This is a genomic window from Streptomyces sp. T12, from assembly GCF_028736035.1.
In the GTDB taxonomy this organism is placed as follows: domain Bacteria; phylum Actinomycetota; class Actinomycetes; order Streptomycetales; family Streptomycetaceae; genus Streptomyces.
In genome coordinates, this window is the sequence record NZ_CP117866.1 from 7,869,070 (window position 1) to 7,884,066 (window position 14,997).

Here is a 14,997-nt window from a genome sequence, read left to right on the forward strand (position 1 = left end):
AGCCGAACGGCATCGACCGCGGTCAGCGGCCTGAGCACGTCCCTCACGACTCGGGCCAGTTCGCCGAGACCCCGGAGTGTCCCGGCTCGGTCGATATCAGGTATGACGACCATCGGCGGCTGGCCACGCCATGCGCCACGCGGCCAAGGAACGCAGCACAGCAAGTGTGGCCGCCTATGGTCAGTCGGTGGTTCGCAGTGCAGCAGTCCAGAAAGTGGCGTCTGTGTCTGCGTCGTCGAGGTCGGGCAGCGTGTCCTCCAGATCGTCTCTGATCGCGACGCGCTCGGTACGGCTCCCCGCCGCGGCCAGCATGCACCGGGCCGCAAGGTAGTGCTGGAGCAGGTCGATGAACGCGGCCAGGCCGCCGGCGATCAACACGGCGCCGGTTTCCTGCTCTCCGCCGTCGTCGGGCCCTCCGCCATCGTCGGGCTCGTCGTCGAAGTAGGCGTCGAAGTCGTCTTCTGCGCTGCTCCAGTCGTCCGCACCGAACAGGACGACCTGCCCCGTTCCGCCGTGCAGGACCAGGTCGCCGGCACCCCACGTACCGATCTTGTAGTACGCGCCTGGGACGGCGTCTGCCGACAGGTCGCCAGGGGCGAGCGGGGACAGACCCACTTCGTCCAGACCCACTTCGTCCAGAGCCTCGAGCCGGATTGCGGCGCCTTCGAAGGCGGGCAGTCCGACGTCTGTGAGAACGCGGCGTGCCTCGGCGTCCGTCACCCCCTCGGGCAGCAGGCCGGTGGGCAGGCGACGTACGACGCCCGGTTCGAAGAGGTCGGGGTCGTACGAGCCTCGGCGCCGTGCTGTCCCGCGGTGCAGCGCGGGGAGGAATCCGGAGTCGTCGAAGAGCGGCTCCCCGTGCACCTTGCTGATGCGCGGACTTACGGCGGGGTCGTGGAGCTCGACCGCGAAAATGCCGCCGAGCCCCGTCACGACCAGGAGGTCGCCGACCCTCACCTGATCCGACACGAAGGGGGGTTCCAGGGTGTCGAACACGGTCAGATCGTCCCAGTCGGGTGTGACGTTGCGTTCCAAGTCGGTGAGCCAGAGCGGCTCGCGCCGCCCTGGTGCGGGCATCGCCTCCGGCCAGGGGCCGGCCAGCTCCTCGCCGGTTTCGGCGTCCCAGACTCGGTATCGCTCGTCCCATTCCCCCGGAGCGGAAACGGCGTGCCGGCCAGGGAGATAGTCCTCAGGGGCGATGACCGGGTCTCCCAGTGGACCGGGCCGAACGTACGCGGCGTTCAGGGCACCCGGCGGCCGCCAATGGGCCCAGCGCACCTGCCACGGCAGCGGCCGGCCGGACGAGGCGATCTGGGCGGCGGTCTCCGTATCGCCACGCACCGTACTCATCAGGTGCAGCCACGAGGCCCATTCACCCTGGGACAGGGAATCGACGCCGCACATCCACAAGTTGACCGCGTCCCCGGCCGGGGACGCACCGTTCACGACATACGAGTCGTCGGCGTGGGCCGCGTCGATCAGGGCGACTTGATCGATACGGGCAACGAGCCTGCCGGAGCGCTGAACGGAGTCGAACTCGCCGGCCTGCACGGCGTGCATCGCCAGCCCTTGTGTCAGGTACTGGCCGGTCGTCCCTGCCGCGGGCTGATCGCGCAGCCATGCGACCAGCTCCACATTCACGGCTCGTACGATCTCGGCATCGGTGGTCCGACGCAGCGTTTCGGCGTGCCGCTCGTCACGGAAGCGGACCCAGCCGTCGCCCTCCACCTCCAGCAGCTCGCCAGAAGCCTCCAGCGTTGTGGCGACATCCAGAGACCGGCCCACATGGGACCCCAGCGCCTGGGCGAGGGCGGTCCACACAGGCAAGGGAGCACGACGGACCTCGGCCAGTGCGAGTGCACGCAACGCTTCGGTGTCCGTGCTGTCGGACAGGTGCCCCGCAGCTCCCTCGGAACTGCTCGGTTGCAGTGCCACGACCAAGTGATCGTGTGCCAACCGGACATCCGGCAGGTCCCGTTCGATCACGACCTTGAGACCGCCGCCAACGGCCAGTTCGGCGGTGAAGCGGTGCACCATGCGCTCGGGCTCCGTGGAGCGCCGAGTACGGCCCGCACGATGGGCATTGACAATGATGACCAGCCCGCCACCGAGCGGGGAGTCCTCAAGCTCGAATCCCCAGTCCGCCCGCTTCTCCGGCAGAGCGGTGAACCCAGCAGCCGTCACGACCCGGTCGATGAGGTCCTCGCAGGTCAGCCCGGTGGCATCCACGAGCACCGCCTCGCTGCGGGCCTCACTCAGCCGCAGCAGTATCTCTGTCCGTCCGGACCCAGGAGGGCCGGTCAGCTCGGCCACTCGCTGGGTCCCGCTGTCCGACCACTCCAGGAGCTCGGCCAGGGCTTGTTCGGGTGGCATGGGCGAAGGAGGGGGTGTCGGAGGGGCCATCGCTGAATCTGCTGACTTTCGGTGTGTTCACACGGGGACGGGCCAGTACTCCAGCCTACGTTCTCGATCTTGTACAGCTCCGGCTGGAACGAGTACGGCCACCGCGTGATCACCGGGGGTTGTGTGGACTCCTGAAGGGCCTGCGGTGGCCGCAGGCCAAAGCGCAGACCCTGCCCGCTGGCAGGCGATGTTCGACCAGGTCATGGCCCGGACCGCGAGCAGGTTCAGGCGGGTTGAGCGTCGGAGCCGCGGTCCGTGCTTACCTGGGCTGTTGTCGAGCGTCGAACGGAAGAACTGCTGGCGACCGGCCGAGCAGGCGGGCCTTGCGCGGCTCGGGCCGATTCAGCGCCTGCTGCTCACGGTGGGCGCCGGCGCCATGTGGCGGGCTTCCGCTTCACAACGATGCCGGGACATCCAACTCTGCGTCGAATGCGGCCCTCCAAGGCTCGGAAGATCCTGCCAACTGGTCGATCTGCTGTGCCCAGGCCGCGAGGCCGCGACGAGCGTCCCGTTCCTCGTACCGGGTGGGGAATTCGCTGCGACGCAGCGCGACGTACACACCCCGGCGGCTCCCAGCAAGGGCAGTACCGATCCACGTTGCCCAGGCTCGACCAGCCAGTCACTGACAGCGCGCTCGGCGTCAGCAAGGATCACTCGTTCCTCCGCAGTGCTGTTTGCGGAAGGCCAGGTCGCAGTACATTCGCAACCGGTGATCAGCCCCGACCGTCCCCTGCTGGAGCCACCGGTGATGCGAGTACATCTGCACACGCCAGTGATCTTGCACCTTCCGGTCGCAAGCCTCCAACCCAGGTGTCAGACCCATTCAGCCCCGTAGGAGGCCAAGTCCCAGGTGCTGTCCTCGAAGTCGTGCCCCTCGAGGACGAGCGTCCAGGCCTCGGCCCGGGCGGCGGCACCATCGATCTGCTCGCACCAGATGGCGAGGCTGCGCTGCGCGTCCTTGTGATCGGCGAGGTAGGGGAAGTGTGTCCTGCGGAACTCGTCGTACAACCGGACCATGGCGAAGAACTGTGTGAGGCTGCTGCCGGCGACGGGGTCGGGCGAGCCACCCGTGGTGTCCCTGAAGAGCCGACCGGTGCTGCCGTCGAGCAGGAGCCTGGAGTACATCCAGGTACCGAGCTCGTAGAACGGGCCGTTGCTGGGTGCCTCGCTCCTGGCACGGCGTTGCCGGGGCACGTCCCGGCCCCGACCGGGCCAGGCCACTTCGGGCAGGGAGCGGTCGCCGCGCGGGGTGATGGCGAGATGCAGGAAGTCGCTGATCTCCGGCAGGCCTGTCTCGGTGAGGAAGCGGCGCGCGGCAGGGTCGTCCAGTCCTTTGGGGAGCTGATCCTCGGCCAGCCGATGGCAGGTCCCTGGGTCAAAGGTCTCCTCGAGCCAGTCCCGCATTCCGTCACCGCGTAGAGCAGCGGACGCGGACGGCGGCAGCGGCCATGGAGCGGGCCGGGTGTGTGCGGCGACCAGGGGCCGCTTGCGGTACGTGTCCTGTGCGGTGCTTCCAGCCGCCTGGACGGATGCGGCGAGGAGGCCCCCGGTGCCGGCGAGCACCCAGAGCCCGTCGACGTAAAGGCCCTGGGTCACCGCGGACGGGCAGTTGGGCGGATGAGGGAGTGGGGACGTCCCCGGTTGCCAGCCGCTGTCCGTGTGTTCGGCGAAGGTAACGGCGGGCGCCTCGGGACTCGGAGAGCGGCGTGCGTTGCTCCAGGGGAGGTCGCCTTCCGACAGGGAGGCGCGCACCTCGACCGGAGCCGAGGCAGGCTCCCCGGTCACCGGGCTCCACTCCTGACGGATGTACTGGTGTTTCGGGTAGGCGTTCTTGCCCGTGGTCACGTCCCGGGCCGTGACGACGGTCAAGCCGGACTCGCCGACTGCCACGCCCAGTTCGTCGACACGACCAGCCTCGTCCTGGATCTGGCCGAAGATGCCCATGGGGCGCCAGTGGGTCCACATGGTGCGCCACGGCAACGGAACCCCCGAAGCCAGTAGCTGTTCGGCCAGCTCTGCGCGCCCCGCGCTGAGTGCCGCGTGATGGAGCCAGGCCACCCACTCACCCTGTGACGAGGGGGAGATGCCCTGAACCTCCAGATAGTGCAGCATCGCTGCCACGCTCGCGTACGGCACTCCGTCGGGATAGGCGATGGCCAGGCTCTCGCGCAGCGCGGTCGCCGAGCACTGGGCCAGCAGCCGCCCGTCGTCCAGGAGGCGGGGCAGCGCACCAGCCAGCGCCGCATGCAGAGGAAGAGCGTGAGCGGCGTACTGGCCTACCGGCCCCTGCTCGGACCAGAGCCCCGGTCCGCCGTCCGCCGTCGCGGACACCAGCGCCTCGACGGCGCGCGATTGGGCCCCGGAATCCCAGGGCCACCTGCGTCGCCGTGCATGGAAGAGAGCTTCGGACCGGAAAGCGACCGATGACCGGCCCTCGTCCACGACCAGGACATCCGGTTGCTGCTCGGCGAAGGAGAGGAGGGCTTGCACCGCTGTAGGAACACCACTTGCGGAGCACAGCAACTCCCAGACAAGCAGCGACACTTGGCGTAGTTCGGCGGCGGCCAGTGCCCCCAGCCGGCGGGCCGCAGCAGGTTCCTCCTCGGCGGCACCATCGGCCGAAGTCGGCGTGGGCAGGACGACTTCGTATTCGGCGATCTGTGGAGGGGCTACAAGGTCCGGGTCGTACTCCGCCATGACCCAGACCTCACGGCCTTCGAATCGTCTGAATCCCGGAGCCAGGATCTCCGCCACGCGGGCCGGTTCGGTCGACGTAAGGACCTCACCTGCGTACTGCACATTGGCGAGGAGGAGGACACAGGGACGACCGGCAGGAGCGGTACGGCACTCTTCACGCATGCGAGTAGCGACCGTGTCGGCACTCATGCCCCGGCAGTCGATCAGTGTGGCGCTGGGCCAGTGGTCCTGCACTGCTCGTAGATACGCGGTCTTGCCGCTGAGTGCCGGACCGAGAACAGAGAACACCCGCCGCTGCCGTGCGGGCAGCTCCCGCCACATCTCGATGCGAGCCCAGTCCTCAGCGTTGATCTCGGGCACTGGGGTGATCCCTTCCATGAGCGGCCCTCGCGGACATGTACGCCTGCGCGGTGATCATGTGGTCCGCGTGAATGGGGCGGGCGGTCGAGAGACGCTGAGCGGGGACCGGCCGGGGCCGGTGGTGGCGAGGCCTGCCGTGCCGAGGCCCATGGATGTCGCATCGTGGGTCATGGGCTTCAGTTCTCAGCAGGTGTCGTCCCGCGCATGTCGATACCTCTCGGTGATCTGTGACCGGGGTTCCGGTGCGGCTCCGGCGCTCGTGTCACAGCGATTCCGGGTCGTCCAGGTATCCGCCCAGTGCTGCTTGCCAGTTGGACGATGCGGCGGCTTCGGGGTCGACCTCCTTCGCCCAGGCCTTCACGCTCCAGTGAGCGTCGGCCTTCTCGGCGCTCCTGCGGGGGAAGTCGCTCAAGGGCAGGAGGCGGTACAGGCCGACCAGGGTCATGAATTGGGACAGGCTGCTCCCGAGGAGTTCGGTTCCGGCGACCGAGGCGAGCAGAACCCGGCCGCTTCGGCCCTCCAGGATGATGGGTTCGGCGAGCCAATGGCCCAGGAGGTGAGCGGGCTCGGAGGTTTCCGAACGTTCGACAGGTGTGAGCCCGGCTTCGTCCACGGCCACGGTGGTCAAGAACGCCGGTGCGCTTCCGTCGAGTTCAGGAAAGCCGACTTCGCAGAGCAACGCACGGGCTTCTGGCTCGGTCAGGGCGGCGGGCGGGGCGGCGACGGGGAGGCGGCGCAGAGCCTGGTCGCCGAATGCGGTGGCACACCATGCGGTGAGCGCGGCGCGCTGTCCGGAGACGGGGGTAGGCATCGGCCACACGGCCGTGGAGCGGAAGGACGGGACGAGGGAGCGCCGCCAAGGGCCCGTCCCAGGCGTCAGCTCTTCGGGGCGCAGGACATCGAACGCGTAGAGGCCTCTCGGGCCGTACGCCACCCAGCGATCCCCGTCCACCGCTTCTGCCCCGCAGTCCGGGAGCAGGCGCATCGGCAACTCAGGACCACGCGCCGGGGCGGGGGAGCGGATGTGGCGGCGGGTTTCGAGCGCACTTCCGGCTGTCCGTTCCACGGCTCCCTCAGAAGTGATGAACTGCTGGACGACCCGAGGTGCCAGCAACTCCCTGCCGTCCGAAAGCCGCCATACGCGTTCCAGGGCTTCCGTGTCGCCCAACTCGACGTCGTAGTCGTCCTCTTTGTCGAAGAAACCATCGCACTGACTTGCCGCGACGGGAGTGCCGGCGAAGGTGCCGATGTCCACCCCGTCCACGGATCCGGCGAGTTCGGGCCGGTCGCCCAGGACTCCGTAGGGGCGCCACTTCGACCATGCGGTGCGCCAGGCGAGCGGTACCGGGCTCGCGTTCTCCAACGCGTCGGCCCAGTCGCGGCGCCCACGGTTCACGGCTGCCCAGTGCAGCCAGGCCAGCCACTCGCTCTGTGAGTCGGGGGTGACGCCGTCGCCGTCCAGGTAGTGGGCGTCGCCGGCGACGCCGCCCACCGGCGGGCCTTCGGGCCACGCCAGCCTGATCGCTTGCTGCAGCGAGACGCGATCGGCGAATGCGGCCAAGGCCGGGTCGTCATCGATGAGTTGGGGCAGCGTTCCGGAGAGTGCCGCATGGACGGCGAGTGCGCGATTCGCGTACGCCACGATCCCTGCGTCGGCCGTGCCTTCGGCGTGCCGTCGGGCCTCGGCGAGGAGCGCATCGGTCATCGACTGCTGCTCGGCACGGGTCAGGGGTGCGGCCTCGCGGAGCAGGTGCTTGAGGGCGTCGGTCGACAGCCTCACGGTCGTTGCGCCGTCCGCGTCCGGTTCCAGGCGCAACACGGCAGACAGTTCCTGTCCGCTGCGGCGCAGGTCGTCCTCTGTGCGCCGGCCACCCAGCGCGGTGTCCAGGAAAGCCCAAACACGGAGGGGGATTTCACGCAACTCTGACGCGGCCAGGGCGCGCAACGCGGGGTACCCCAAGAGCAGGGCGGCGGGGTCAGGACCTTCGACCTCCGCTTCCAACACAATCTCGTCCGCGTCGTCGGCCCCCGCTGGGCCGCTGGGCCCGCCGAGTTCGAGGACGGGCAGCACATGGCCCTGACCCCGGCGACTGAACTGCGCGGCGACACGCTGGATGTCGTATGCCTCGTCCGGCGAGGAGAAGAGACGGCCTGACCATTGCACGTTGGCCAGGAGCACAATGCCCCCTGTGCGCATCCCCGCGAGCGCGTCCTCCAATGGATCCCGCAGGGGGCGGTGCCTGACCTTGAGACCGAAGTGGGTGAGAAGCCGGTCGAGCACTTCCTCCGCGGTCAGGCCACGGCAGTCCACGAGGAGTGAATCGGGCAGGTCTTCGTGCAGGGCTGTCAGGAGGGCCGACTTCCCCACCCCCGGCGATCCGCGCAGCGACAGCATCGGCGCGGCCTTCGGAGGGTCGAGCAGCCAGTCCAGGATTTCCAGCTCTGCATCCTCGCTCAACACTGTCATCACCTCTGTCCGACCTGACCGATCAGGGTACGTCAGCGTCATCCTTTCGGCGATTCTCGATCTCCTTCGCCTTCTGCTCGTCCGACATGCTTTGGAACTTCGGATCCTCGTTTAGCTTCTGCATTTCTGTGGGTGTGAGTTCGCCCATGCGGTATCCGGCGCCGTAGATGACCTTTGCTTTGTTCTTCTTTTCCGGGACAGTCGATTTTTCTTCGTCGCTCTTGTCGCTGTACTGCTGTCGGCCCTGCCCGGCGGGGCGACCGAATTCGTACGCGAGGTAGTCTGCGCAGTTGGCGTTACTTGGTTCGGTGCGATTGAGCGGCGGGCTCGAGGAGTCAATCAGGTAGTGCGTCTCGGTAGTTCCGTCAGGCTTCCGCTCGACGACCTCAAGTGCTGCGTAGTTCTTGCCCGAGAAGTCGGGGCGCATCAGCCGCCGCTGCTCACGGATTGCCTCGATTTCCGCCTCTGACTTGCCCTCTTCCTGGGCCTTCTTGACAGCCGCCTCCAGCGAGGCGTCGTTACCGACGTGTGCGCGCCACAGTGCCCTGAACTTGCGCCTCTCGTTGGCGATCTCAGTCTTGCTCGGGTTTTCTCCGCCGGCTCCGGGAGTGTCCCTGTCCACCCCTGGAACCAGCCGGCCGCCGCTTCGCTGAAGACCGATCAAGCCGGTGGGATCAGGTGTGCGGGCAGCGGTAGGCCACCGTGTCAGCGCGGGGCGGTCGAGCGAGGTGAGCCGGGACCGGCCGGGGCTGGCGGGCGGGGCCCGCCGTGCCGAGGCCTATGGATGCCTACAGGTAGATGAATTCGTCGGTATCCGTGACGTGCCCCCAGTTTCTGGTGGCTGCCGCGGCGGCGTCGATGCCCGCCAGCCAGGACCTGAGTTCGCCGATGAGGTCCTCCCCGTCGAGGCCGCCGCTCGTGTGGTAGGCCAGCATGTACTTCCACTGCAGGCACACCATCGCGCTGAACTGGGCCAGGGAGGAGCCGGCCAGGGGATCGCCGGGCTGGTCGTCGTCGACCGCGCCCTTCCTCGACTGTCGCAGTACGCGGCCGGTGGGGCCGTCGAGGAGCAGGATGCCGCCGATCCAGGTGCCCAGCTCGTAGAACGGACCGTCTCCCACGGGCGTTTCGAACTCCTTGGTGCCTGCCCAGGTGCGCTCGGCGAAGCCGGTGCCTGCGAGATTGTGGGTGCTGAGACTGAGGAAGTCGTTGACGGCAGGGAAGCCGACCTCGGTGAGGAAACGACGGGTCGGCTCGTGCGTCAGGCCGGCGGGCAGTTCCTCCTCGGTCAGGAGAGGGGCGATGTCCGCATCGAACACGTCGAGTACGAGGTCGCGGGTGGGGCGGCAGGCGGCCTCGTCGAACGGGCGCGGCGTGACCTTTGCGTACCGGCTGATGGCAGGGAGTGCGGGCAGCGGGTTGGCTTCGATGTAGTCCGGGTCGGGCTCGATCGCATAGATCCCTCGGCTTCCGCCGAGCACGACCAGATCGCCGGCGCAGGCCACGTCCTTGACCTTGGGCGCTTGGATCACACGCAGTGTGGAGGGATCACCGACGGCTGCCGCGCGGACCAGGTTCCAGGAGGTCTCGGCCCCCCAGCGGGCCGGCGCCTGGGGTGTGGGCGGGGCTTCCTCGATGAACGGCCCCTTGGCCGGCCTGTTGGAAGGCCTGGAACGTGCCGGCAGGGACTTCTTCGCGAAGAGTCCGGGCATCGCGTTCGTGAGTGAACACCACCGGTAGCTCGTCCGTGGTCTCGACCGTGACGAAAGGCGACTCCTCGCCGATTGCGCGCAGTTCCGCGACGTCGAAATCCGTTCCGAGAGCGGAGCAGAGTGCCTGCCACTCCTCGAAGCGCACGCGGTGCGGCTCGGACAGGGCCAGGGCTGTCATGGCCGTGCGTTGACGCGGCGGCAGTGAGTGGGGGGACAGCCGGACGACGTCGTGGGCGGGGGCGAGCAGGACGGGGTTCGGGTTCCGGGGGCCGAGGTCGTAGACCTCGCTGTCGACTTCGACCACGAGTTTGATGTTGGTCGCCTTGGAGCGCCTACTGAACGCTCCAACGATCCCGCCGGCAGCGACGCCCAGCGGTTCATCTGTGAACCGCCTCTTCCCTGCCCACTGAGTATTGGTCACGACAACGATTCTCGGGTCGAACTTCCTGTCGAAAACGAGATCGTCCACGAGACTGGTGAGCGCGTGGATGCTCCGGAAATCGCCGTATGAAACACCGATGGCCCGCATCACCCGATCCGCCACCTCTTCCGCGGAGCGGCCCGTAGCATCAACGAGCACGGCCCCAGTGGTGCTGGCGGCGAAATCTGCCAGAAGTGCAGTCTTTCCGGCTCCGGAGGGGCCGTCGACGTAGATAATGCCCCGCTTGGGTGGAAGTTTAGTCAGCTGCGAGCTGATCTGGTCCGAGGCTTCCTCCAGGTTGAGGTGAGAATTCACAGCGGGCGACATCCTTTCATGGTGCTGGGCATCACTCTGAGCCGGTGCTCTGCAGGCCGCCATGCGTCATGGCGCGGATCCACACCTTCGGCAGGCCCCGGCCTCCAAGGGCCCCGTGGCGCCCGCCTATTCTCCGACATACCGGCTGGCCCTCGTGGCGCTTGATCACATTGCGACCCAGGGATTCAGATCTGTGGAGAGGGCGTGCTCCCATATGAGGGCGTCCTCCGTGACTGGGTCGATCTTGATGGCCCATTCCTGCAGGCTTTCGAGAGCGTCGTCGCGCTCGTAGTTCGTGGCGAAGTCACTGACAAGGAACTCGTGGCACAGCCGGAGCAGAATGAAGAACTTTCGAAGACTGCTCGCCAGAATCGCATCGCTATAACCTGTGTTGCCGTCCGCGACAACCGCTCCGGTCCCTCCGTCAAGGAGGACGATGCCTCCGCCCCAGTCACCCAAGTGGTAGAAGGGTCCCGTGACTTCGGGGGGTGTCGCATGCTCCGGCCACAGCATGGGAACCAGCCCTGTCTCGGCGGCATCGATGGTGCTCATGAAGGGAAGGTGGTGGGACAGGACGGGCAGCCCTGTCTCCACGAGGAACTGTCGGCTCTCTGTGTGCACGAGGCCGGTCGGCAGTTCATCTTCCCGTAGGCGTCGGCATGTTCCGGGGCCGAAGGTCGCCTCCAGCCATTCGCGGCTTGGCGCGCCCTCGGCCAATGCCGGTGCTGGGCATTCCCACACACCAGCCCGAGTAATGGATTCCGCTATGAAAGGGTCCGACAAAGGGGGCAGGTCTGACTGCCGCTCGAGACCGGTTTGCTCATCGATGATGAATGTCCCGGATGCGTCGACGACGAGCCAGTGTCCGGATTCCAGGCGCTTCGATCGAACGACGCTGATGTCGTCGCGGTTCCTGTCGAAGATATTTCGGACAGGAGGCCCCGCCTCAGGGAACGGCCAACGGCGGCTCCCTGCGGCCTGCGCTGCAATGTCCTCTGTCGCGAGCTCTCCGCTCGACGGGTATCCCGGTGCCTCGTTGTCCGATTTCCCGAAGCGGCCGAACATGCCGTAGGGGCGGCAGTTGGACCAGGTCGTTCGCCATGGCAGCCGCGCTCCAGCTTCTCCCGCGAAGGTCCCGGCAAGTCGTTCCTCGCCGCGGCTCAGCGCACAGTGGTGCACCCAGGCCACCCACTCGTCATGCGGGGCCGAGGCCAGCCCCAGCCGCTCCAGGTAGTGAACGTCCATGGCGATACCCCCTTGGGGCACACCATCGGGCCATCGGACAGCGAGGGTCCGCAGGAGTCCGGTCGCGTCCAGGTTCGCCAGGACACGGCCGTCACTCAGCACATCGTCAAGCATGCCCGCGTGGATGGCGTGGAGACCCAGGACCTGTGTCGCGTATACGCCGACAGGCCCCGCCGTTCGCCAAGGTCCGGATGCTGGTCCACTGAGGGAGCCGACAAGTGCTGTGACTACAGCCGCGTGATCGACTCGGCTCAGTTCGCGGATCCGGTGGCGTACAGCCTCCGCCCGAAAGCCGACCCGTACCTGCCCTTCGGCTGCGGCAGACACGCTGAGCAGCGTCGGCAGGCGTTCCGGCAACCCGCTCAACTCCTGCTGCGACACCCGGATCTCAAGGATCTTGCACAGCTCTTCCCATACGCTCAGGGGTATGTTGCGAAGTTCGGCGGCGGCCAGAGCCTGCAGGGCCGGGTGAGTAGCAAGCAGTCTGACCAGGGACGCATCGGCGGCTTGTGCGTCGAGTGACGCCTGGAGAACCAACTCATTTCGGGTCGGCAGGAAGACCCATGGCCTGTCCGCTGAGCGTTCGATGACGAATCGGATAGCCGCCCGACCGGATCGGGTGAAGTGGGCGACCAGATCCCTGGTGATCCGGCTCGCTTCACCAGAGGTGACACATTCGTCAGCCCATTGGACATTCGCCAGCAGAGCGACCCCGTCCCGCGTCAGCCGACGTACGCCATCGGCTAGGGTTTGCCCCTTGTCAACGCCCCCCCATGCCTGTAGCAGGCGACGAGCGATGTCATCCGCCCGCAGGCCCCGGCAGTCCAAGTAGACGGCGTCCGGCATTCGTTCGGCGAGTTTCCGAAGCAACTCGGTCTTGCCCGAGCCGGCCGTGCCGCGGATCGCCAGAGCGGGTTGCCTCCGGTTCGGTGGCGCCGCAAGCCACGTCTGGGCCCGTTCCAAGGCCTGCTGGGTCAACTCCACGTGGTCCTCAATTGAATGTCTCTCTTGGCCCAATGCTGGAGCCTACGAGGTGCGGTGCGCCGAGTTCCTCGACGAGTCCAGGTTGTCCAGGGGAGCCGCTTGCGGTACTCCGGGTCGCAGGGCGTCAGGAACCCGGTGATCAGATGTGAGCGACCACTGCCCGTCGCTCCCGTCAGGACCAGCCCGCGCGGGCTGCCGGGCCACTCCATCCGCCACCTGGAAGGTCCTTCGGGACTGCCCTCTGAAAGGACGTCGGGCAATGCCGTGCTCGGCGTTGCCCGCGTGCACAACCTCACCCTCGCGGGATGACGAGAAACGACTGGGTCACCCACCACACCGAAGATCATTTACGCGACGGTGCTCAGGGTTGACCGGAGCAGCGGGACAGCGGATCGAGTGCCGTCATCAGGTGACGACCTATTCGGTGCCCCAGAAATCCAGATCCCCGTCGAAGACGTGTTCCCAGTGATCTGCGTCCTCGGTCGCCGAGTCGATGTCTTCCGCCCACTGCCACAGGCTGCGGCGGGCATCTCCACGTTCGGCAGGCGTATTGAAAGGACTTGTCAGAAACTCGTGGTACAGGCGGAGAAGGGTGCAGAACTGGCGAAGACCCGTGGCCAAGGTCAACGAACTGTATCCGGTGCTGTAGTCCTGGACGACAGCACCGGTGCCGCCATCGAGCAGCACGTTACCGCCGGTCCACTCGGCCAGAGAGTAGAAGGGGCCCTCGCTCTCCGGAGGATCCGCGTCATCAGGCCATGGGACTTCCACCAGCCCGGTCTTCGCCAGGTCGGCCGTGCGAACGAAGGGCAGTTGGTCCGTCAAGTAGGGCCAACCGACGCCGGTCAGGAACTGTCGACTATCGGAATCGCTCAGACCTGATGGCAGTTCGTCTTCTGAAAGGACCCGGCACGTACCTTGCCCGAACGAGCTCTCCAGCCATGACCGAGTGGGAGCGTTCCGTGCCACGGCTTGTGCAGGACAGCGCCAGAGGGCCGCCTCGGTGACGGGGCCGACAAACGGTTCCGGCAGCGCCTCCAGGTGAGGTTGTTCCCTCGGTGTGGTTGTCACGTCCACGACGAATGGGCCGGTGGGGCCTGACATCAGCCACTCCGTATCCGACACGGCTTTGGACCTGAAGGGGCGAGATGCGCCCAGGCGCCCGTCGAAGATGTGGCGCACCGGTGGTCCGACTGCACGGAGGCGCCAGGAGCCGCTCTCGGCGAGTTCCGGAAAGTCTCGAGTTCCAGGGGCGTCCTCCGACGGCTGGTCCGCCAGCGTGTCCTCGGGCTCTTCCGACCGTCCGAAGGTGCCGAACGGTCGGCACCTGGTCCAGACGGTTTTCCACGGGAGTTCGACCCCGGAGTCGGCGACGATCGACCGGGCCAGCGATTCATCCCCCCGATTGAGCGCGGAATGATGCAGCCACGCTACCCACTCCGCATGTGGTGCGGCCGCGAGCCCCAGTTGCTCGAGATAGTGGGCATCGATGGCAAGGCCGCCCTGCGGAATCCCGCGGGGCCAGGTCGCGGCCATGCCCTGCAACAGCCCCGTCGCATCGAGATTCGCAAGGGCCTGACCATCAGCCAGCAGGGTCTCGAGGAGACCCGCATGGGCAGCATGGAGCGCCGCGGCTCGCGCCGCATAGGCACCGGTGGGGCCGACGTTCTCCCAGGCTGTCGCACCGTGTGCCTTCAACGGCTCCAGGAGTGCGGAGAGCAGACTGCCGTGATCGACGGGACGGAGCAGTCTGATCCGATGCCGATCCGATTCGGCGTGAAATCCGAACTCCCTGCCCGAGCCGGGGACTTCGGAGATGAGCAGGCGATCCGAGAGGGATTCCGCGAGTTCGGCGAGTTCACCGGACGAGACCTGAATGCCCAGGCATCGGCAGAGCTCCCCCCAGACAGGGAGAGGGACCGTGCGCCGTTCTGCTGCCGCCAGAGCCCGGACGGCAGGGTGCCGGGTGAGGATGTCCAGCCATTCCCCGGATCGGGTGGTCCCGTCGCCCGGTGAGGTCAGGACGATGTCATTTCGGGTGGGTGCAGGCACCCACGGTTTGTCAGCGGAACGCTCGACCACGAACTGCAAGGTCGGCCGCGAGAATTGCTTGAGCGTACGGACCATGCGCTGGCTGATCCGGCTTGCCTCACTCGAGGTCACGAATTCACCGGCCCATTGCACGTTGCCGAGCAGCGCGACGCCGCCACTCTGAATGCGTTGGGCTCCGGCAACGAGTGAGGCCGGAGATTCGGAGACGCCCCAGGCGTGGAGGAGGTGATGGGCGATATCATCCGCGGTCTTGCCCTGGCAATCGACATGGATGGCATCCGGAATCCTGGCTGCCAGCTCGTCGAGCAAGGCTGTCTTCCCGGACCCCGCTCCACCGCGGA

General features: G+C 67.2%; 8 protein-coding genes. All 8 read right to left on the reverse strand.

What is annotated here, in order from left to right:
• Nucleotides 1-180: 180 nt before the first annotated feature.
• On the reverse strand, nucleotides 181-2,373 hold the full coding sequence (locus PBV52_RS35475) for an SUKH-4 family immunity protein (RefSeq protein ID WP_274244013.1): 2,193 nt from the start codon (nucleotides 2,371-2,373) through the stop codon (nucleotides 181-183).
• An 843-nt stretch (nucleotides 2,374-3,216) separates the two neighbouring features.
• Nucleotides 3,217-5,460: an SUKH-4 family immunity protein gene (locus tag PBV52_RS35480; protein ID WP_274244014.1), complete on the reverse strand. Its 2,244-nt coding sequence runs from the start codon at nucleotides 5,458-5,460 to the stop codon at nucleotides 3,217-3,219.
• A 262-nt stretch (nucleotides 5,461-5,722) separates the two neighbouring features.
• Nucleotides 5,723-7,918, reverse strand: a complete 2,196-nt coding sequence (locus tag PBV52_RS35485; protein WP_274244017.1) for an SUKH-4 family immunity protein — start codon at nucleotides 7,916-7,918, stop codon at nucleotides 5,723-5,725.
• A 31-nt stretch (nucleotides 7,919-7,949) separates the two neighbouring features.
• Nucleotides 7,950-8,591 carry a hypothetical protein gene (locus PBV52_RS35490; protein ID WP_274244019.1) on the reverse strand — a complete coding sequence of 214 codons (642 nt, stop codon included), beginning with the start codon at nucleotides 8,589-8,591 and terminating at the stop codon, nucleotides 7,950-7,952.
• Nucleotides 8,592-8,715: 124 nt separating this feature from the next.
• Entirely contained in the window at nucleotides 8,716-9,459 is a 744-nt protein-coding gene (locus PBV52_RS35495) for an SUKH-4 family immunity protein (RefSeq protein WP_274244020.1), read from the reverse strand.
• A 16-nt stretch (nucleotides 9,460-9,475) separates the two neighbouring features.
• Nucleotides 9,476-10,387 carry an ATP-binding protein gene (locus PBV52_RS35500; RefSeq protein WP_274244021.1) on the reverse strand — a complete coding sequence of 304 codons (912 nt, stop codon included), beginning with the start codon at nucleotides 10,385-10,387 and terminating at the stop codon, nucleotides 9,476-9,478.
• A gap of 153 nt (nucleotides 10,388-10,540) precedes the next feature.
• Nucleotides 10,541-12,604 (reverse strand): SUKH-4 family immunity protein, encoded by a 2,064-nt coding sequence (locus tag PBV52_RS35505; RefSeq protein WP_274244023.1) that lies wholly within the window; start codon nucleotides 12,602-12,604, stop codon nucleotides 10,541-10,543.
• A 417-nt stretch (nucleotides 12,605-13,021) separates the two neighbouring features.
• Nucleotides 13,022-14,965, reverse strand: coding sequence for an SUKH-4 family immunity protein (locus PBV52_RS35510; RefSeq protein WP_274244024.1), 1,944 nt, complete (start codon nucleotides 14,963-14,965; stop codon nucleotides 13,022-13,024).
• Nucleotides 14,966-14,997: the final 32 nt, after the last annotated feature.

Coding starts and splice junctions, on each gene's coding strand:
- PBV52_RS35500 (WP_274244021.1), bottom strand. CDS start 10,387: ATGTCGCCCGCTGTGAATTCTCACCTCAACCTGGAGGAAGCCTCGGAC.
- PBV52_RS35475 (WP_274244013.1), bottom strand. CDS start 2,373: ATGCCACCCGAACAAGCCCTGGCCGAGCTCCTGGAGTGGTCGGACAGC.